The sequence below is a fragment of the Streptomyces sp. NBC_00239 genome (assembly GCF_036194065.1).
GTDB lineage: Bacteria > Actinomycetota > Actinomycetes > Streptomycetales > Streptomycetaceae > Streptomyces.
Window position 1 is genome coordinate 5,798,043 of the sequence record NZ_CP108095.1, and the last position, 19,566, is coordinate 5,817,608.

Here is a 19,566-nt window from a genome sequence, read left to right on the forward strand (position 1 = left end):
CGTCAGGCCCGGAATGAATCCGCGGCCCCGTCGGTTGCCACCGACGGCAAGAGTCCGACGTTTCCTCCCCCGCCGGGGAGCCGCCCACTTCGGGAGTGAATGCAGATGTCCGTTCAGGACGACAAGACCACTGTGACCGACGGCATCCTCCTGTCCGACGCCGCTGCGGCCAAGGTCAAGGCGCTGCTGGAGCAGGAAGGCCGGGAAGACCTGGCGCTGCGCGTCGCCGTTCAGCCCGGCGGCTGCTCCGGCCTGCGCTACCAGCTCTTCTTCGACGAGCGCTCGCTCGACGGCGACGTCCTGAAGGACTTCGACGGCGTCAAGGTCGTCACCGACCGCATGAGCGCCCCGTACCTGGGCGGCGCCTCCATCGACTTCGTCGACACCATCGAGAAGCAGGGCTTCACGATCGACAACCCGAACGCCACCGGCTCCTGCGCCTGCGGCGACTCGTTCAGCTAGTCGGACCGGCCCCCGCGCGGGGCCGCTCCGCACGCACGCCGGAGGGGCGGTGCCGATTTCCGGCACCGCCCCTCCGACGTACCCGACGTCCCCGCGGGCGAGGCCGCCCCTACTGCCGGGGCAGCGCCTCGCCCGTCGTGGCGTCGACGACCCGGCGGGTGCCGAGCGGCTCGTCCAGCGTCGCCGTCAGGGTCATTTCCTTGGCGATCAGGATGCAGGCCCGGTCCGGGTCGGTCGGGGTGTCGATCACCCGCACCGCCACCGTCCGCGGGTGCTCCCGCACCTCCAGTGCGTAGGTGCTGCACACCCCGCCCCAGAAGTTCACCGTCAGCTTCCGGCCGTTCTCCGCGTACGAGAAGCCGGGCACGGTACGGGTCTCCGGCGGGGTCCGCGGCCCGTCCGCCGCGGCCGGCTGGGCCACGACGTGCCCCGGCCCGCCGTCCTGGCCCGCCACCGAGAACAGCCACGCCGGCACCAGCTGCCGGACCCCGCCCTCGGTGCCCGGGGTGAGCCCCAGCACGGCCCCCGTGACCTTCTCGGTCCGCGTGGGCTCCGCCGGGCCGGTGCCGTCGGGCAGGCACGGCACCTGCGGGGTGTCCTGCGCCGCGTCCGGCGCGATGTCCCGCGCCGCGCCCTCGTCGGTGATGCCCGCGCGGTCCGGCACCGGGGTGGCGCAGCCGCCGATCCGGGGCCTGGGCGCGGCCGCGTTCAGCCGCTCCAGCGCCTGCTCCGCCGTCAGCACGTCGCGGACGGGCCCGCGGACCGGCGCCGCCAGCTCGCCGCTGCCGCCGACCACCTGCCCGTCCGGCCCGATCTGCACCTTGGTCTGCCAGTTGTGGGTGGGCAGTCCGCCGACCACCGGATCCGCGGCCACCACCCGTACGGCGCCCGCCACCAGCGAGGCGTCGAGCTTCGCGCCGCTCAGGCCGGCCGCCTTCAGCACCGGCTGCGCGGCCGCCTTGGCCGCCGCCTCGCCCACCGGTGCGCCGGAGCCCGGGTCGGCGCCGCCCTCCTGGGGCGCCACGGGTCCGCAGGTGTCCTTGCCGCGTGCGCAGTCGTCCCCGCCGCCCGCCTGGTAGCGCGTGTACGTCCAGGCGCCCGGGGCCTCCCGGTTCACCTGGAGGCGGGGGCCGGACGGGTCCTTGAAGACCCCGGCCCGCCACATGCCGCCGGACAGCCGGGGCGCGCCGTCGATGCCGAGGGCGGCGGCCAGCCGGGCCACCTCGGCCCCGGTCACCTCCGCGGCGAACCGGTAGTCGGGCGCCGATCCCGGCCCCTGCGGCAGTGCCACCGCGGCCCGGTAGGCGACCCCGCCGCCGCCCGGGTCCGGCTCGCCGGGCGCGATGCCCGGCGGGGGAGTGGTGGGCCCCGGGGCGGGCGTCCGCGCGGCCGCCGGAGCGGCGCTCTGGCCGCCGTAGGCCGTGGTCGCCCAGTACGCCGTACCGCCGCCCGCGAGCAGCACGGCGGCCGCGATCGAGGCGACGGTCAGGGAGGGCCGCCGTTTCCGTGAGGTGGTGCGTTCACCGGTCACCGCATCGCTCCTTCGCCGTCCTTGGTGCCGGTGGGACGGACCCGGACGCCATCCGGTTCCCGCGATGGGGCCGGGCGGGGGTCGGCCGGGGCCCGGGCGGCGGGTCAGTCCCCGTACGCGGCCGTGCCGGCGATCAGCCGGGCCGAGGAGGGCGGGACGCTGATCCCGTGGATCTGGGAGGGCGCCACCCGGACGGGCGCCGGCCCGGCGGGCACCGCCCAGTGCGGGGCCATCCGCGCGCAGTCGCCGAGCAGCTGCGCGAGACCGGATTCGGCCGTCCGGTCGGCGGTGGACGTGGCGGAGTCGGGGTATGTCCTCATGCGGGCACCGTAAGCATGTCGCTCTATGCGAAGAAAGAGCTACTACGGGGTAGTTTCGCACCGTCCACGAACGCAGTTCCGAGCGGGTAGCTTTGACTGTCCCCTTCCGCCCGACGCAGGAGCATCCACGCCGTGCGTATCGCTGTCACCGGCTCCATCGCCACCGACCACCTCATGACCTTCCCCGGCCGATTCGCCGACCAGCTGGTCGCCGATCAGCTGCACACGGTCTCCCTCTCCTTCCTCGTCGACAACCTCGACGTCCGGCGGGGCGGTGTCGGACCGAACATCTGCTTCGGGATGGGGCAGCTGGGCGCCCGCCCGATCCTCGTCGGCGCCGCGGGATCCGACTTCGACGAGTACCGCGCCTGGCTCGACCGGCACGGCGTCGACACCGACTCCGTCCGCATCTCCGAGGTCCTGCACACCGCGCGCTTCGTGTGCACCACGGACGTCGACCACAACCAGATCGGCTCCTTCTACACCGGCGCCATGAGCGAGGCCCGGCTGATCGAGCTGAAGTCGGTCGCCGACCGGGTCGGCGGCCTCGACCTGGTGCTGATCGGCGCCGACGACCCCGAGGCGATGCTCCGCCACACGGAGGAGTGCCGTACCCGCGGCATCCCCTTCGCCGCGGACTTCTCGCAGCAGATCGCCCGTATGGACGGCGAGAACATCCGCACCCTCATGGAGGGCGCCACCTTCCTCTTCTCCAACGAGTACGAGAAGGGCCTGATCGAGTCGAAGTCCGGCTGGACCGACGCGGAGATCCTCGCCAAGGTCGGCACCCGGGTCACCACCCTCGGCTCGCAGGGCGTCAAGATCGAGCGCGCCGGCCACGAGCCGATCACCGTCGGCTGCCCGGAGGAGACCGCCAAGGTCGACCCGACCGGTGTCGGCGACGCCTTCCGCGCCGGCTTCCTGACCGGCCTCGGCTGGGGCGTCGGCCTGGAGCGGGCCGCGCAGGTCGGCTGCATGCTGGCCACCCTGGTCATCGAGACCCTGGGCACCCAGGAGTACACCCTGGCCCGGGCGCACTTCATGGAGCGCTTCACCAAGGCCTACGGGGACGAGGCCGCCGCCGAGGTCCAGGCCCACTTCGCCGTCTGATCCCGGGGGCGCCGCCCCGGACCCCGCGCCTCAAACGCCGGCGAGGCTGGACATCCCAGCCTGCGCCGCGTTTGAGCGCGGCCCCGCAGGGTCACACCAGGCGGCGCACCCGGTAGGCCACGCCCCCGGCCGCGGGGGACTCGCCCAGGTACTCCTGGCCCCGCATCGCGCACCACGCCGGGATGTCCAGCCGCGCCACCTCGTCGTCCGACAGGACGGTGACGGTGCCGCCCACCGGCACGCCGCCGATCGTCTTCGCCAGCTCGATCACCGGCTGCGGGCAGCGCATCCCCAGGGCGTCCACGACCAGCGCGTCCGACACCGGGACGGTGTCCGCGGCCCCCGCCGACGGCACGCCGAGCCGCTCCCGGACCCCGGCCACCGCCGCCGGCAGCACGTCGAGGAAGCGGTTGACGTCCGCCGCGGTCGTCCCCGGCGGCAGCGAGACCCGCACGTTCCCCTCGGACAGCACCCCCATCGCGCTCAGCACGTGGCTCGGGGTCAGCGTCGAGCTGGTGCACGAGGAGCCCGACGAGACGGAGAAGCCCGCCCGGTCCAGCTCGTGCAGCAGGACCTCCCCGTCGACATAGAGACAGGAGAAGGTGACCAGGTGCGGCAGCCGCCGCTCGGCGTCGCCCACCACCTCCACGTCCGGCACCAGCCGGGCCACCCGGCGCCGGATCCGGTCCACCAGGACCCGCAGCCGCCGGCCCTCCTCCTCGGCCTCCGCCCGTACCGCCCGCAGCGAGGCGGCGGCCGCGACGATCGCCGGGATGTTCTCGAAGCCGGCCGAACGCCCCGACTCCCTTTCGTCCACGGCCCCTTGGGGCGCGAAGCGGACCCCCTTGCGGACCGCGAGCAGTCCGACTCCGGCCGGACCGCCCCATTTGTGCGCGCTCGCGGCCAGCAGCGACCAGCCCTCAGGCACCGGACCCCACGGCAGCGACTGCGCCGCGTCCACCAGCAGCGGCACGCCCGCCGCCCGGCACACCTCCGCGGCCCCGGCCACCGGCTGCTCCGTGCCCACCTCGTGGTTGGCCGACTGCAGGCAGGCCAGCGCCGTGTCCGGGCGCAGCGCGGCGGCGAAGGAGTCCACGGCGACGGCGCCCGTACGTTCCACCGGCACTTCGGTGACGCTCCCGCCCTCCGCCTCGTGGGTCTGGGCCGCATGGAGTACGGAAGAGTGCTCCACCGCCGATACGACCAGATGCCCGCCGACGCGCCGACGTCCTGCGAGGGTTCCCGCCATGCCCGTGTGAACTGCGCGCGTCCCCGAAGGAGTGAACACGAGCTCGTCGGGGCGGCATCCCACCACCTCCGCCGCGGCCTCGCGCGCCGCGTCGAGCAACAGCCTGGCCCGGCGCCCCTCCCGGTACAGGCGGGCCGGGTCCGCCCAGCCCTCGTCGAGCGCCGCCACGAGGGCCTGACGGGCCACGGGGTGCAGCGGAGCGGAGGAAGCGGAGTCGAAGTACGGCATACGGGCACGCTAACCCGCCGCCGAAGCTCCTCAGGTCAGGGGCCGTCAGATGGCCCTACCGGCCTGCCGGTCGGGGCTGTTGGAGGCATCCCCCGGAAGAAGGAACCATCCCTTCGGGGGCTGTCGCGGCGCGTTGGGCACCCTCCCCGCGCGACCCCAAATAGCGTCCAGTAGGGTTTGGTCCGCATAAACATCCAAACCCCTGCCCGTGTCAGGGCCGGCGACCGACCCGAGAGACGGCCGCAGCCGGCCGCGCGGGCCGAGACTCTCGGGAAGGCGCTACGTGAGTCCCTACGGCTCCGACCGCTCGCCGCGGCGCCCGATGCGGCGGAAGCTGCTGCAGGCGCTGACTGCGGGTGTGGTCCTGGCGACCGCCACTGGTTGCTCGTATACCTGGAAAGACTTTCCCCGCCTCGGAATGCCCACTCCGGTCACCGAGGAGGCGCCGCGCATCCTCTCCCTGTGGCAGGGCTCCTGGGCGGCTGCACTCATTACGGGCATCCTGGTCTGGGGCCTGATCCTGTGGAGCGTCATCTTCCACCGGCGCAGCCGCAGCAAGGTGGAGGTTCCTCCGCAGACCCGGTACAACATGCCCATCGAGGCGCTGTACACCGTGGTCCCGCTCATCATCGTCTCGGTGCTCTTCTACTTCACCGCGCGTGACGAGTCGAAGCTGCTCGCCCTCTCCGAGAAGCCGAAGCACACGATCAACGTGGTCGGCTTCCAGTGGAGCTGGGGCTTCAACTACATCGAGAACGTCGACGGCGACCTCGCCACTCCGAAGCTTCCCCTGGTGGCCGAGGAAGAAGCGGGTCATGCCGAGGACGGCAAGGCCCACGGGGCGAAGGGCGAGGCCAAGAAGGCTCCCCGGGTTCCCAAGGAGCTCTCCTCGATCCCGGACAAGTACACCAAGGACTTCCCCGCGGGCGCCGAAGGCGTCTACACCAAGGGCGTCCCCGGTGACCGGAACCCGCAGACCGGCAACCCGGGCCCGACCCTGTGGCTGCCGAAGGGCGAGAAGGTCCGCTTCATCCTGTCGTCGAACGACGTCATCCACTCCTTCTGGGTGGTTCCCTTCCTGTTCAAGCAGGACGTCATCCCCGGCCACACCAATGTCTTCGAGGTGACCCCCACCCGTGAGGGCACCTTCATGGGCAAGTGCGCCGAGCTCTGCGGCGTCGACCACTCCCGGATGCTCTTCAACGTGAAGGTCGTCTCCCCGGAGCGCTACCAGGCGCACCTCAAGGAGCTGGCCGAGAAGGGGCAGACCGGTTACCTCCCGGCCGGTATCAAGCAGACCGACCCGGCCCGGAACTCGGAGACGAACAAACTGTGAGCATCCTCAACGAACCTCAGGGTGCCGCGGCAGCTGACGCCTCGTACGAGAACGAGCTGCCGGTACGGCGCAAGCAGCCGGGCAACGTGGTCGTGAAGTGGCTTACCACCACCGACCACAAGACCATCGGCACGATGTACCTGGTCACGTCGTTCGTGTTCTTCATCATCGGCGGGATCATGGCGCTCTTCATGCGCGCCGAGCTGGCCCGTCCGGGCACGCAGATCATGTCGAACGAGCAGTTCAACCAGGCGTTCACGATGCACGGCACGATCATGCTGCTGATGTTCGCGACGCCGCTGTTCGCCGGATTCGCGAACTGGATCATGCCGCTGCAGATCGGCGCGCCCGACGTGGCGTTCCCGCGGCTGAACATGTTCGCGTACTGGCTGTACCTCTTCGGCTCCTCCATCGCGGTGGCCGGCTTCGTCACCCCGCAGGGTGCCGCCGACTTCGGCTGGTTCGCCTACTCCCCGCTGTCGGACGCCGTCCGCTCGCCGGGCATCGGCGCCGACATGTGGATCATGGGTCTGGCCTTCTCCGGCTTCGGCACGATCCTCGGCTCGGTCAACTTCATCACCACGATCATCTGCATGCGCGCGCCCGGCATGACGATGTTCCGCATGCCGATCTTCACCTGGAACGTGCTGCTGACCGGTGTGCTGGTCCTGCTCGCCTTCCCGGTGCTCGCCGCGGCGCTCTTCGCGCTGGAGGCGGACCGCAAGTTCGGTGCGCACGTGTTCGACTCCGCGAACGGCGGAGCGCTGCTGTGGCAACACCTCTTCTGGTTCTTCGGACACCCAGAGGTGTACATCATCGCGCTACCGTTCTTCGGCATCATTTCCGAGGTCATCCCGGTCTTCTCCCGCAAGCCGATGTTCGGTTACATCGGCCTGATCGGTGCGACGATCGCGATCGCCGGCCTCTCCGTGACGGTGTGGGCGCACCACATGTACGTCACCGGCGGTGTGCTGCTGCCCTTCTTCTCCTTCATGACCTTCCTGATCGCGGTACCGACCGGTGTGAAGTTCTTCAACTGGATCGGCACCATGTGGAAGGGCTCGCTGTCCTTCGAGACCCCGATGCTCTGGGCCGTCGGCTTCCTGATCACCTTCACCTTCGGTGGTCTGACCGGCGTCATCCTGGCCTCGCCCCCGATGGACTTCCACGTCTCCGACTCGTACTTCGTCGTCGCGCACTTCCACTACGTCATCTTCGGCACCGTGGTCTTCGCGATGTTCTCCGGCTTCCACTTCTGGTGGCCGAAGTTCACGGGCAAGATGCTGGACGAGCGCCTGGGCAAGATCACCTTCTGGACCCTGTTCGTGGGCTTCCACGGCACCTTCCTGGTGCAGCACTGGCTGGGTGCCGAGGGCATGGCGCGCCGTTACGCCGACTACCTCGACGCCGACGGCTTCACCGCGCTGAACACGATCTCGACGATCAGCTCCTTCCTGCTCGGCCTGTCGATGCTTCCGTTCATGTACAACGTCTGGAAGACCGCCAAGTACGGCAAGAAGATCGAGGTCGACGACCCGTGGGGCTACGGCCGTTCGCTCGAATGGGCGACGTCCTGCCCGCCGCCGCGGCACAACTTCCTCACGCTGCCCCGGATCCGTTCCGAATCCCCGGCGTTCGACCTGCACCACCCGGAGATCGCCGCTCTCGACCACCTCGAGAACCACGGCGAGCCGGCCAAGGCCGTCACCGGTGACAAGGAGGCCGGCAAGTGAAGGTCCAGGGCAAGATGTTCCTCTGGCTCTCGCTGTTCATCCTGATCATGGCCATCGTGTATGGCGTGTGGTCCAAGGAGCCGGCGGGCACCACGGCGCTCTTCCTCGCCTTCGGGCTGAGCGTCATGATCGGCTACTACCTGGCCTTCACCGCCAAGCGCGTGGACGCCATGGCCCAGGACAACCTGGAGGCCGACGTCGCGGACGAGGCCGGCGAGCTGGGGTTCTTCTCCCCGCACAGCTGGCAGCCGCTGTCCCTGGCCGTCGGTGGCGCGTTCGCGTTCTGCGGCGTCATCTTCGGCTGGTGGCTGCTGTACTTCTCCGCGCCGCTGATCCTCGTGGGTCTGTGGGGCTGGGTGTACGAGTACTACCGCGGTGAGAACCAGAACCAGTAGCACCTGAGCCGTACGGCCCAGGCCGGACGGCACACCGCACCACACGTGGGGCCCGGACACCTCGTCAGGAGGAGTCCGGGCCCCTCGTTTGCAGTCATCCGGCGCGCCGTTACGGGCATATCTTCATAGCGTGTGCTCATGAGCCACTCACCGCGTCTTTGGACCGTCATCAGCTGCTCGATGCTGGTCGCGTCCCTCGGAGCCGGCGCCACGGCGTGCGGGTCCGGAGGCGACGACCCGCTGGCCGACCGCCCCTACGACGCGGCTGACCAGGTCACCTTCAACCAGCGCGACGGCGGCCGCCCCGTCGACCCCGACCGGCCGCTGGAGGTGACCGCCAAGGGCAAGGACGGCCGGATCACCGACGTCACCGCCGTCGACACGCACGGCCGCCGCCTCGCCGGCGAACTCTCCGCCGACGGCGACCGCTGGCACAGCACCGTGCCGCTGGCGGCCGGCGTCCGCTACACCGTCGTCGTCGGCACCGAGGACGCGGACGGCTCCCCGGGGCAGCGCACGCTGTCGTTCGACACGACCCCCGCCCAGAAGGTCCTCAAGGTCGAATTCGGCCCGGACGCGGGCAAGTACGGGGTCGGCCAGCCCATCACCGCCGACCTCAGCGAGCCGGTCAAGGACAAGGCGGCCCGGGCGGTCGTCGAGCGGGCCCTGGTGGTGCGCTCCACCCCCCGCGCGGACGGCGCCTGGTACTGGGTCGACGACAAGAAGCTCCACTACCGGCCGAAGGACTACTGGGCCGCCCACTCCACGGTCTCGGTGGAGAGCAACCTGGAGGGCATCAAGGTCGCCCCCGGCCTCTACGGAGCCGCCGGCAAGGCCCTGAAGCTGGAGATCGGCGACCGGGTGGAGGTCGTCACCGACGCCTCCTCGCACTCCCTGACGTTCCGCCGGAACGGCGAAGTGATCAACACCATTCCGGTGACCACCGGCAAGCCCGGCTTCTCCACCCGCAACGGCTACAAGGTCGTGCTCGGCAAGCAGTACTACGTCCAGATGCGCGGCGACACGGTCGGCATCTCGCAGGGCAGCAGCGAGTACTACAACCTGCCCGTCTACTACGCGACGCGCGTCACCTGGAGTGGTGAATACGTGCACGCCGCGCCGTGGTCCGTGGGCTCCCAGGGCTACGAGAACGTCAGCCACGGCTGCACCGGCATGAGCACCGGCAACGCCGCCTGGTTCTACGAGAACATCACCGAGGGCGACATCGTCCGCGTCGTCAACAGCTACGGCGAGGACATGGACCCGTTCGGGAACGGCTTCGGTGACTGGAACGTGCCCTGGAAGAAGTGGCGCGAGGGCAGCGCCCTGCTCTCCGGCACCCAGGACGGCCGCACCCCCGTCGACACGGCCAGGCTTCGCCCGCAGGTCTAGCGCACGTCACGCACACGTCAGGAGGCGTTCAGAGCCCCGTGGGGCCCTGAACGCCTCCTTGGTGATCCAACTACCGCGTCACGGCCAGCCGGGCCCGCAGAAGCCCCGCCAGGGCGTCCGCGAACTCCACCGGGTCCACCGGAAGGGTGACCGCGCGGTCCGCGCGGCTCCAGGTGGCCAGCCAGGCGTCCTGCGGACGCCCGATCAGCAACAGCACCGGCGGACACCGGAAGATCTCGTCCTTGATCTGGCGGCAGACGCCCATCCCGCCAGCCGGGACGGTCTCCCCGTCCAGCACGCACACGTCGATGCCGCCCTCTTCCAGGGCCGCCAACACGGCGGGCAGCGTGGCGCACTCAAGGAACTCCACCGGCGGAACGTCCGCGGCAGGCCGCTGTCCGGACGCCAGCCGCACCTGCTCCCTGGTGTTGGCGTCGTCGCTGTAGACCAGAACCCTCGCAGTCGCCCGCATCGTTCCTCCACGCGTCACAGGAATCACAGTGATAGTGATGATGCGCGGGATCGTACTCCTCCCGACGTCCTGTCAGCATCGGTTCGGACGGCCCGACGAGGACCGTTTGATGGGCCGTTCGGGCCTTGCAGACCCCCCTGACACTCCGAACGGCACCCCCCGGGGTGAGGGCGGGATAAGCGACCGACATAATGTCGGTCGTGGCGACAGCAACGACAGTAGATACCGGGCACGCGCACCCGACGGTCAACAGGCCGAACCTCGTCAGCGTCGGAACCATCATCTGGTTGAGTTCCGAGCTGATGTTCTTCGCGGCCCTTTTCGCGATGTACTTCACCCTGCGATCGGTGACGGGCACCGAGTTCTGGACTGAGAAGGCGGACCTTCTCAACCTCCCGTTCTCGGCGACGAACACCACGATCCTGGTGCTCTCCTCGCTCACCTGCCAGCTCGGCGTCTTCGCCGCCGAGCGCGGTGACGTGAAGAAGCTCCGCACCTGGTTCGTGATCACCTTCGTGATGGGTGCGATCTTCATTGGCGGCCAGGTGTTCGAATACACCGAGCTGGTCAAGCACGAGGGCCTCTCGCTCTCGTCTGACGCGTACGGCTCGGTCTTCTACCTGACCACCGGATTCCACGGTCTGCACGTGACGGGCGGTCTCATCGCCTTCCTGCTGGTCCTGGGCCGGACGTACGCGGCCAAGAGGTTCACCCACGAACAGGCCACCTCGGCCATCGTCGTGTCCTACTACTGGCACTTCGTCGATGTCGTCTGGATCGGCCTCTTCGCCACGATCTACCTGATCAAGTAGCGATCACGTCGCCGGGCCCAAGCCCCGGCAACCATCCAGCAAGCACCGACGCAGAAAATCCTGACACCGGGGTAATCCGTGAAAAAGCTCTCCGCACGACGACGCCATCCGCTGGCGGCGGTCGTCGTTCTACTCCTCGCGCTGGCGGCCACTGGGGGGCTGTACGCCGCGTTCGCGCCTGCGGGCAGGGCGCAGGCCGACGAAACCGCCCAGTCCCTCGCCATCGAGGAGGGCCAGAAGCTCTACGCCGTGGGCTGCGCAAGCTGCCACGGAGCCGGGGGTCAGGGTTCCACTGACGGCCCGAGCCTGGTGGGCGTCGGTTCTGCCGCCGTCGACTTCCAGGTGAGCACGGGCCGTATGCCCGCCCAGCAGCCCGGCGCCCAGGTGCCGAAGAAGAAGGCCATCTACACCCAGGCGCAGATCGACCAGCTCGCCGCGTTCATCAGCTCCCTCGGAGCCGGCCCGATCACGCCGACCGAGAAGCAGTACGACCCGGCCGGCGCGGACATCGCCCGCGGTGGTGTGCTCTTCCGCAACAACTGCGCGCAGTGCCACAACTTCACCGGTGAGGGCGGCGCGCTGACGCACGGCAAGTACGCCCCCAACCTTGAGGGTGTCGAGCCGAAGCACATCTACGAGGCCATGCTCACCGGCCCGCAGAACATGCCCTCCTTCCCGGACAGCACCATGCCGGAGAAGGAGAAGAAGGACATCATCGCGTACCTCCAGACCGTCAACGGCGACAAGTCGGAGAGCCCCGGCGGGCTCAAGCTGGGCGGCCTCGGCCCCGTCAGCGAAGGCCTGTTCGGCTGGATCTTCGGTCTGGGAACGCTCATCGCTGTCGCCGTCTGGGTCGCGGCCCACACCGCTAAGGCCAAGAAGTCATGAGTAGCCAAGACATTCCCGAAGACAAGCACCTGCCGAGCGAGCAGGGCGACGCGCACCACGGTGGTGTGGCGGTGGCGGACGACCCGTTCGCCGACCCCGGTCTGCCGGCCCACAAGCCGCGCATCCAGGACATCGACGAGGCTGCGGCCCGGCGCTCCGAGCGCACGGTCGCACTGCTCTTCACCCTGTCGATGCTGGCCACGATCGGCTTCATCGCCGCCTACGTGGCCATCCCGGTCGACAAGATCGTCTTCATCTGGCCCTTCGGCCACGTGAGCGGTCTGAACTTCGCCCTGGGCCTGACCCTCGGCGTCGCCCTCTTCTGCATCGGCGCGGGCGCGGTCCACTGGGCCCGCACCCTGATGTCCGACGTCGAGGTCGCCGACGAGCGCCACCCGATCGAGGCCGCGCCCGAGGTCAAGGCGAAGGTCCTCGCGGACTTCGCCGACGGCGCGCGCGAGTCCGCCATCGGCCGCCGCAAGCTGATCCGCAACACGATGATCGGCGCGATGGCCATGGTGCCGCTCTCCGGCGTCGTCCTGCTGCGCGACCTGGGCCCGCTGCCCGAGGACAAGCTCCGCAAGACGATCTGGGCCAAGGGCAAGCTGCTCATCAACCAGAACACGATGGAGCCGCTGCGTCCCGAGGACGTCGCCGTCGGTTCGCTGACCTTCGCCATGCCCGAGGGCCTGGAAGAGGACCAGCACGACTACATGCAGCAGATCGCCAAGGCTGCCCTGATGATCGTCCGTATCCAGCCGGAGAACATCAAGGACAAGCAGGAACTCGAGTGGTCCCACGACGGCATCGTGGCCTACTCGAAGATCTGCACCCACGTCGGCTGCCCGATCAGCCTGTACGAGCAGCAGACCCACCACGTGCTCTGCCCGTGCCACCAGTCCACTTTCGACCTCTCCGACGGCGCCCGCGTCATCTTCGGCCCGGCCGGTCACGCCCTCCCGCAGCTGCGGATCGGCGTGAATGACGAAGGCTTCCTCGAGGCGCTCGGCGACTTCGAAGAGCCCGTCGGTCCTGCCTTCTGGGAGCGCGGATGAGCACTGCCACTGCCACCGACAAGCGCAAAGCGCCGGCGGGCGAGCGCGTAGCCGACTGGGCGGACGGCCGCCTGGGCATCTACAGCCTCGCCAAGTCGAACATGCGCAAGATCTTCCCGGACCACTGGTCCTTCATGCTGGGTGAGATCTGCCTCTACAGCTTCATCATCATCATCCTCACGGGTGTGTACCTGACGCTGTTCTTCCACCCGAGCATGAACGAGGTCGTGTACCACGGCTCGTACGTGCCGATGCAGGGCGTCCGGATGTCCGAGGCGTACGCCTCGACCCTGGACATCAGCTTCGACGTCCGCGGCGGTCTGCTCATCCGGCAGATCCACCACTGGGCGGCGCTGATCTTCGTCGCCGCGATGCTCGTGCACATGATGCGCGTGTTCTTCACCGGCGCGTTCCGCAAGCCGCGCGAGGTCAACTGGGTCTTCGGCTTCCTGCTGCTGGTCCTCGGCATGTTCACCGGCTTCACCGGTTACTCCCTGCCGGACGACCTGCTCTCGGGCACCGGTGTCCGCTTCATGGAGGGCGCGATCCTGTCCGTGCCGATCGTGGGCACGTACCTGTCGATGTTCCTCTTCGGCGGCGAGTTCCCCGGCCACGACTTCGTGGCCCGGTTCTACTCGATCCACATCCTGCTGCTGCCGGGCATCATGCTCGGCCTGCTGGTGGCGCACCTGATCCTGGTCTTCTACCACAAGCACACGCAGTTCGCGGGTCCCGGCCGGACGAACAACAACGTCGTCGGCATGCCGCTGCTGCCGGTCTACATGGCCAAGGCCGGAGGCTTCTTCTTCCTGGTCTTCGGTGTCATCTCGGTCGTCGCGGCGATCGCCTCGATCAACCCGATCTGGGCGCTCGGCCCGTACATCCCGGACCACGTGTCCACCGGTGCGCAGCCCGACTGGTACATGGGCTTCTCCGAGGGCCTGATCCGTGCGATGCCGGGCTGGGAGATCAACCTCTGGGGCCACACGCTCGTCCTGGGCGTGTTCATCCCGCTGGTGATCTTCCCGCTGGTGCTGGCCGCGATCGCCGTCTACCCGTTCATCGAGTCCTGGGTCACCGGCGACAAGCGCGAGCACCACATCCTGGACCGCCCGCGCAACGCCCCGACCCGTACCGGCTTCGGTGTGGCGTGGCTGACCTGGTACGTCATCCTGCTCATCGCGGGTGGCAACGACATGTTCGCGCAGTACTTCCACCTGTCGATCAACTCGATCACGTGGTTCGCGCGGATCGGCTTCTTCGTCGGCCCGGTCATCGCCTTCATCATCACCAAGCGGATCTGCCTGGGCCTCCAGCGCCGGGACCGCGACAAGGTGCTGCACGGTCGCGAGACCGGCATCATCAAGCGCCTGCCGCACGGTGAGTTCGTCGAGGTCCACGAGCCGCTGTCGCCGGGCCAGCTCCACACCCTCACCTCGCACGAGCAGTACAAGCCCGCCGAGATCGGCCCGACGGTCGACGAGAACGGTGTCGAGCGCAAGGTGAAGCTCATGGAGAAGCTCCGCGTGAAGCTCAGCAAGGGCTACTACGGGCAGGACAACCAGATTCCGAAGGCCTCGGCCGAGGAATACAAGGAGATCCAGAGCGGCCACGGCCACCACTGATCCCCGAACGGCTGAAACCGGCCGGGCCGTGTGAACGGTCTGGCTGAAAACTGATCGCCACGGTGAGAGCCCCGTCCAGCGTATGGACGGGGCTCTTCGCCGTCCCGGGCGGCTGGATAGGCTGAAGCCCTTCGTATTCGGCTGTGGACCCAGGAGTGGACCATGAACGTTGTGACCCCGGTCGGCGGCGACAGCGTGGCGGCCCGGTCCTGGCCGGTCGTCCTCGAATCGCTGCTCACCGGCAACGACCTTTCCGCCGACGAGACGGCGTGGGCCATGGACCGGATCATGCGCGGCGAGGCCACGGACGCGCAGATCGCGGGCTTCGCCGTGGCCCTGCGGGCCAAGGGCGAGACGGTCGCCGAGATCAGCGGCCTGGTGCGCGCGATGTACGCTCACGCCAACCTCATCGAGGTGCCCGGCCGGACCGTGGACATCGTGGGCACCGGCGGCGACGGCGCGAAGACCGTCAACATCTCGACCATGTCGGCCGTGGTGGTCGCCGGGACCGGCGCCAAGGTCGTCAAGCACGGCAACCGGGCCGCCTCCTCGGCGAGCGGCGCCTCGGACGTCCTGGAGAAGCTGGGCGTCAACCTGGACCTCACCCCGGCCCGGGTGGCCGAGGTGGCGGAGGAAGCCGGGATCACCTTCTGCTTCGCCGTGAAGTTCCACCCCGCCCTGCGCTTCGTGGCCGCGGCCCGCAAGGAACTGGGCATTCGCACCACCTTCAACTTCCTCGGCCCGCTGACCAACCCGGCACGGGTGCGCGCCCAGGCCACCGGCGTCGCGGACGCCCGGATGGCCCCGATCGTGGCGGGCGTGCTGGCGGAGCGCGGCTCCTCGGCCCTGGTGTTCCGCGGGGACGACGGCCTCGACGAACTGACCACGACGGCCACGTCCCGGGTCTGGTGGGTCCGCGACGGCAAGGTGCAGGAACAGCCCTTCGACCCGCGCGACGTCGGCATCGGCCTGGTCGACGTCTCCGCGCTGCGCGGCGCGGACGCCTCGTACAACGCGGACGTGGCGCGCAGGCTGCTGGCCGGCGAGACCGGCCCGGTCCGGGACGCGGTCCTGCTGAACTCGGCGGCGGCGCTGGTGGCGCTGGACGCGGATGCCTCCGGCGGGGACGCGGCGGACTCGCTGGGCGGGGGATCGCTCGGCGGGGGGTCGCTGGAGGAGCGGATCCGCGGCGGGATCGCGCGGGCGGCCGAGGCCATCGACTCCGGCGCGGCGCGCGCGGCGCTGGAGCGGTGGGTGGCTTGCAGCAATCGGTGATCTGGTTCCCGGTTCCCGGTTCCGGGGGGCGGGGGGTGCGGTGATCCGGTTCCCGGTTCCGGGGGCGCGGCGATCCGGTGACGCGGTTATCCGGTGGTGCGGTGACGCGGTGGGTGGGCGGGCGGCTGCGGTCGTCTGCCCGGCCTCGCCGGGCTGTGTGATCTCCGGGTGCAACTGCCTTCGGTCTGACTAGAGTTGACCCCTCGTTGGCCTCATCTTCGCGGGGGAAGACATGGGCGATCAGCACGCGCCTCAGGGTGGGCCCGGGGGCGGTCCGGGCGGGGGTCTGGGCGGGGGTCCGGGGCCTGGTCCGGGCGGGGGGCGTCCGTTGGGGCCGGGAGGATCCGGCGGCGGTTCGGGTGGCGGTTCCGGTGGCGGTCCGGCCGGCGGCCCGGCTCCGGGGGCCGGTGGTGGCCTGCGCAAGCTCGCCGCCTGGTACCGCAGGCAGGACACCTCGGTGAAGGCGGCGCTCATCGCCCTCGTCGGCAGTCTCCTCGCCTCGCTGATCGGCCTGGTGGGAACCCTCGTCGTCGTGATGAACGCGCCGGACGGCGATTCGTCCGCCATGACCGAGTCTCCCCGGCCGTTTCCCTCCCAGTCCTCGCCGCCCGCGGGCGGGACGGCCGGAGGGCCGGATTCGTCGTCCGAGGAGTCCGACCCGCCCTCCCCGTCCCCGTCCCCGTCCAGGGCCTCCCTGTCTCCGACCCCGCCGTCGCCCGCCCCGACCCCCGACGCCCCGCCGGACCCGCCGGATCCGACCCTGCCCGACCCGCCGCCCGTGGAGCCCCCCGTCCCCGCTCCGCGGCCCGCGCGTGAGCAGTGGAGCGGCAGTCTGACCCTGGACGGCAGCGCCGGGGTCCGCGGCTGGTTCCTGGACGGCGTGCCGCCGTCCCGGGCGCCGGTCGGCGACCTCGCCATCCGTGGGGCGTACGAGATGTACAGCAACTACGGGCTCGCCGCGTGGACCGGCGGCGGCGCTGCCACCCGGCAGCAGTGCGCCGCCCTGCTGAACAGCCAGCCGGGCGGGCGCGGGCTGTCCGTACGGGTGGGGGACCGGGCCTGCTTCGGTACGGAGGGCGGCCGCGTCGGCTACGCGCGGGTGGTGGACGCGCCGGACTCCCAGACGCTCACTCTCGGCGTGCGGGTCTGGGAGCGCGGCTGACCCCGCCCCCGGGGTGCCGGGGTGGTCTGGCCCACCCCCCCGGTGCCGGGGTGGACTGACCCGCCCCCCGGGTGGCCTGATGTCGACGGGCGGAATTCGGCCACCGGTGGTGCCCTATAAGTCCGGCATGCGGACAGCCGCTTGCGGGCCGCGGATCATGTGGCAGGATGCTGACCAGGTCACGAGTGACAGCGTTTAGGCCCCGGCTTGCTGTCCGGCAACCCTCCTTCCGTGGCGGGGTGCCCCGGGTGATGACCAGGTCGTAGGCAGCGAGGTCTACGGCAAGCGCGGATCCCTCGACACCAGGGATCCTGGTCTCTCGAGGAGCGTTTCCGTGAGCAAGCGAATGCGATAGGCGCCTGGCGCCCTTTCTTCACCCCTCCGCACAGACCGGGTCGGGCGGCTGATTCGTCCGGTCCATCCCGTCCCGTCCGTGGATTCCGTCGTTTCCCGTCAGCGCAGAGCTGTCTTGGTTCGGTGGCGGATCCCCGTCTGTGTGTCGAGGCAACTCCCGTACCTGCGTGCCGCGTTCGGCGTACCCGCCGCGGTGTCCTCGCGTACGGGCCGCACGAAGCCATTCAGACCTGCCTGCCGGGAGATACCGCCATGTCCTCGTACCCGAACTCCGCCTCCGCCGATGCCACCCGTGCCACCGCCGCCGTTCACGCCGACACCTCCGAAGCCGCCGGTGAGTCCGTTTGTGCCGGGCAGCCGTTGCCCGTGCTGGGGCGCGACGTCACGGTGCCGCTCGTCACCGGCGGCGAAGTCACGTACGCGGCCCTCGACTACGCCGCCAGCGCGCCGGCCCTCCAGCGGGTCTGGGACGACGTGGCCGCGTACGCCCCGTACTACGGCAGCGTGCACCGCGGCGCCGGGTACCTCTCGCAGCTGTCGACGGACCTGTTCGAGCAGAGCCGGGTCACGGTCGCCGAGTTCCTCGACTGCCGCGCCGACGACCAGGTGATCTTCACCCGGTCCACCACCGACAGCCTGAACCTGCTGGCCCAGGCGCTCCCCGCCGACTGCCAGGTCTTCGTGTTCGAGACCGAGCACCACGCCTCGCTGCTGCCGTGGCGCGACGCCCGGGTCACCTACCTCAACGCCCCCCGGACGCCCGGGCAGGCCGTCGCCACCCTGGAGCGGGCGCTCGCCGACCGCGACCCCTACGGCCCGGCCCTGGTCTGCGTCACCGGCGCGTCCAACGTCACGGGCGAGCTGTGGCCGGTACGGGAACTCGCCGCGGCGGCGCACGCGCACGGCGCCCGGATCGTGCTCGACGCCGCCCAACTGGCCCCGCACCACCCTGTGTCCGTACAGGAGCTGGACGTGGACTGGGTGGCCTTCTCCGGCCACAAGCTGTACGCGCCCTTCGGCTCCGGAGTCCTGGCCGGACGCTCCGACTGGCTGCAGGCGGCGGAGCCGTACCTGGCCGGCGGCGGCGCCTCCCGCAAGGTCGCCCGGCGCGAGGACGGCGGCGTGGACGTCGAGTGGCACACCACCGCCGCCCGCCACGAGGCCGGCTCGCCGAACGTCATCGGCGTCTACTCCATCGCCGCCGCCTGCCGGGCGCTCACCGAAGCCGGCTTCGACGGCCTGGTCGCCCGCGAGCAGGAGCTCGTGCGCAGGGTGCGCTCCGGGCTGGCGGAAGTCCCCGAGGTGAAGGTCCTCTCGCTGTTCGGCGACGACGCCCCGCGGGTCGGCGTCATCTCCTTCGTGGTCGAAGGCTGGAACAGCTCCCACTTCGCGGCCGCGCTGTCCGCGGAGTACGGGATCGGAGTACGCGACGGCCTGTTCTGCGCGCACCCGCTGGTACGGACCCTCCTCGGCAGCGAGCCGCAGGAGCCGGGCGAGTGCGGTGCGCCGGAAGCCGCGCCGGGCGAGCGGTCCCTGAACGCCATCCGCGTCAGCTTCGGCGCGGGCACGCCGGACGAGCACGTCGAGCGGTTCGTGGGCGCGGTGCGCGAACTCGTCGCCGACGGCGCCCGGTGGCAGTACCGCACGGAGGACGGAAGGTGCGTGCCGGCGGTGTGAGGGGTGGGGATGGGGGCGGGGGCGGGGGTTGTCGGCGGGCGGGGTTGTGAGGGTTCCGGTGGCTGCCCGCCAGTCCAGTGTCCGTCCGGGTCGGGTCGTGGCGTCAAGGGCGCTCCCTTCGGTCGCGTCGCTGCGCGATGGCCCTTCGGGCCACCCTTGACACCACGCCCCGCCCCGGAAGGCCCCAGGCCTTGCGACCACCCCCCGGGGGAAGAAGCGGCATGGGGGACGGCCCACCCTTCGACTCCCTTGTGGATAGGCGCGCGGGATGACGGCTAGGCCCGCCCTCCGGGCGAAGGACCCGCATCAGATCGCTGCTCCCACCACTCGTCTCGGCGGCAGCCGGACCGTCCGTGCCTGGACACAGGCACGCGTCGGATGGCTGCTCCCACCACTCGTCTCGGCGGCAGCCGGACCGTCTGCGGTTCAGGCCTCTGACCTGCGGTTTTGTGGAGGGGTGATTGCTCTGGGCGAGGAGGGTGGGGGATCT

The 19,566-nt window shown here is 70.3% G+C and carries 17 protein-coding genes and 1 riboswitch; of the genes, 13 read left to right on the plus strand and 4 right to left on the minus strand.

The window, feature by feature from the left end:
* The first annotated feature begins 105 nt into the window (after positions 1 to 105).
* Entirely contained in the window at positions 106 to 462 is a 357-nt protein-coding gene (locus tag OG764_RS25470) for an iron-sulfur cluster assembly accessory protein (protein ID WP_328970746.1), read from the plus strand.
* Between the two features lie 109 nt (positions 463 to 571).
* On the opposite strand, the gene OG764_RS25475 is transcribed toward OG764_RS25470, so the two are convergent.
* Together OG764_RS25475 and OG764_RS25480 are read right to left on the minus strand one after the other, a co-directional pair.
* Entirely contained in the window at positions 572 to 1,993 is a 1,422-nt protein-coding gene (locus tag OG764_RS25475; RefSeq protein ID WP_328970747.1) for a hypothetical protein, read from the minus strand.
* A gap of 104 nt (positions 1,994 to 2,097) precedes the next feature.
* Positions 2,098 to 2,313: a hypothetical protein gene (locus tag OG764_RS25480; RefSeq protein WP_328970748.1), complete on the minus strand. Its 216-nt coding sequence runs from the start codon at positions 2,311 to 2,313 to the stop codon at positions 2,098 to 2,100.
* A 132-nt stretch (positions 2,314 to 2,445) separates the two neighbouring features.
* Here OG764_RS25480 and OG764_RS25485 point away from each other — a divergent pair, with 132 nt between their 5' ends.
* Positions 2,446 to 3,423: a carbohydrate kinase family protein gene (locus tag OG764_RS25485; RefSeq protein ID WP_328970749.1), complete on the plus strand. Its 978-nt coding sequence runs from the start codon at positions 2,446 to 2,448 to the stop codon at positions 3,421 to 3,423.
* Between the two features lie 91 nt (positions 3,424 to 3,514).
* Here the strand turns inward: OG764_RS25485 and OG764_RS25490 are convergent, their stop codons facing one another.
* Positions 3,515 to 4,900 carry a cysteine desulfurase/sulfurtransferase TusA family protein gene (locus OG764_RS25490; RefSeq protein ID WP_328970750.1) on the minus strand — a complete coding sequence of 462 codons (1,386 nt, stop codon included), beginning with the start codon at positions 4,898 to 4,900 and terminating at the stop codon, positions 3,515 to 3,517.
* Between the two features lie 283 nt (positions 4,901 to 5,183).
* Here OG764_RS25490 and ctaC point away from each other — a divergent pair, with 283 nt between their 5' ends.
* From ctaC to OG764_RS25510, 4 genes are all read left to right on the plus strand, one after another.
* Positions 5,184 to 6,236, plus strand: coding sequence for an aa3-type cytochrome oxidase subunit II (gene ctaC / locus OG764_RS25495; RefSeq protein ID WP_328970751.1), 1,053 nt, complete (start codon positions 5,184 to 5,186; stop codon positions 6,234 to 6,236).
* Complete coding sequence (ctaD, locus tag OG764_RS25500) at positions 6,233 to 7,969, plus strand: aa3-type cytochrome oxidase subunit I (RefSeq protein WP_328970752.1); 1,737 nt, start codon at positions 6,233 to 6,235, stop codon at positions 7,967 to 7,969. The genes ctaC and ctaD overlap by 4 nt, the downstream gene beginning before the upstream one ends.
* The gene (locus OG764_RS25505) at positions 7,966 to 8,364 is read left to right on the plus strand and encodes a cytochrome c oxidase subunit 4 (protein ID WP_328970753.1); all 399 of its coding nucleotides are present in this window, start codon (positions 7,966 to 7,968) and stop codon (positions 8,362 to 8,364) included. The genes ctaD and OG764_RS25505 overlap by 4 nt, the downstream gene beginning before the upstream one ends.
* A gap of 138 nt (positions 8,365 to 8,502) precedes the next feature.
* Positions 8,503 to 9,756, plus strand: a complete 1,254-nt coding sequence (locus OG764_RS25510) for a L,D-transpeptidase (RefSeq protein WP_328970754.1) — start codon at positions 8,503 to 8,505, stop codon at positions 9,754 to 9,756.
* Positions 9,757 to 9,826: 70 nt separating this feature from the next.
* Here OG764_RS25510 and OG764_RS25515 read toward each other — a convergent pair whose 3' ends face one another.
* Positions 9,827 to 10,228, minus strand: coding sequence for a hypothetical protein (locus OG764_RS25515; protein ID WP_328970755.1), 402 nt, complete (start codon positions 10,226 to 10,228; stop codon positions 9,827 to 9,829).
* A 191-nt stretch (positions 10,229 to 10,419) separates the two neighbouring features.
* Between OG764_RS25515 and ctaE the strand changes: the two genes are divergently transcribed.
* The 7 genes from ctaE to OG764_RS25550 all read left to right on the plus strand — a co-directional run bounded on the left by ctaE (position 10,420) and on the right by OG764_RS25550 (position 19,076).
* Entirely contained in the window at positions 10,420 to 11,040 is a 621-nt protein-coding gene (gene ctaE / locus OG764_RS25520; protein WP_328970756.1) for an aa3-type cytochrome oxidase subunit III, read from the plus strand.
* A gap of 78 nt (positions 11,041 to 11,118) precedes the next feature.
* Entirely contained in the window at positions 11,119 to 11,928 is an 810-nt protein-coding gene (gene qcrC, locus OG764_RS25525; protein WP_328970757.1) for a cytochrome bc1 complex diheme cytochrome c subunit, read from the plus strand.
* Positions 11,925 to 12,983, plus strand: coding sequence for a cytochrome bc1 complex Rieske iron-sulfur subunit (qcrA, locus tag OG764_RS25530; RefSeq protein WP_328970758.1), 1,059 nt, complete (start codon positions 11,925 to 11,927; stop codon positions 12,981 to 12,983). Before qcrC ends, qcrA begins: the two co-directional genes overlap by 4 nt.
* A complete protein-coding gene (gene qcrB / locus OG764_RS25535; protein ID WP_328970759.1) occupies positions 12,980 to 14,608 on the plus strand; it encodes a cytochrome bc1 complex cytochrome b subunit in 1,629 nt (542 codons plus the stop codon). The genes qcrA and qcrB overlap by 4 nt, the downstream gene beginning before the upstream one ends.
* Positions 14,609 to 14,770: 162 nt before the next feature.
* Positions 14,771 to 15,883 carry an anthranilate phosphoribosyltransferase gene (gene trpD / locus OG764_RS25540; RefSeq protein WP_328970760.1) on the plus strand — a complete coding sequence of 371 codons (1,113 nt, stop codon included), beginning with the start codon at positions 14,771 to 14,773 and terminating at the stop codon, positions 15,881 to 15,883.
* 328 nt (positions 15,884 to 16,211) lie between these two features.
* Positions 16,212 to 17,045: a hypothetical protein gene (locus OG764_RS25545; protein WP_328970761.1), complete on the plus strand. Its 834-nt coding sequence runs from the start codon at positions 16,212 to 16,214 to the stop codon at positions 17,043 to 17,045.
* 177 nt (positions 17,046 to 17,222) lie between these two features.
* Positions 17,223 to 17,339, plus strand: a riboswitch (SAM riboswitch).
* A gap of 312 nt (positions 17,340 to 17,651) precedes the next feature.
* Positions 17,652 to 19,076 carry an aminotransferase class V-fold PLP-dependent enzyme gene (locus OG764_RS25550; RefSeq protein WP_328970762.1) on the plus strand — a complete coding sequence of 475 codons (1,425 nt, stop codon included), beginning with the start codon at positions 17,652 to 17,654 and terminating at the stop codon, positions 19,074 to 19,076.
* Positions 19,077 to 19,566 lie beyond the last annotated feature (490 nt).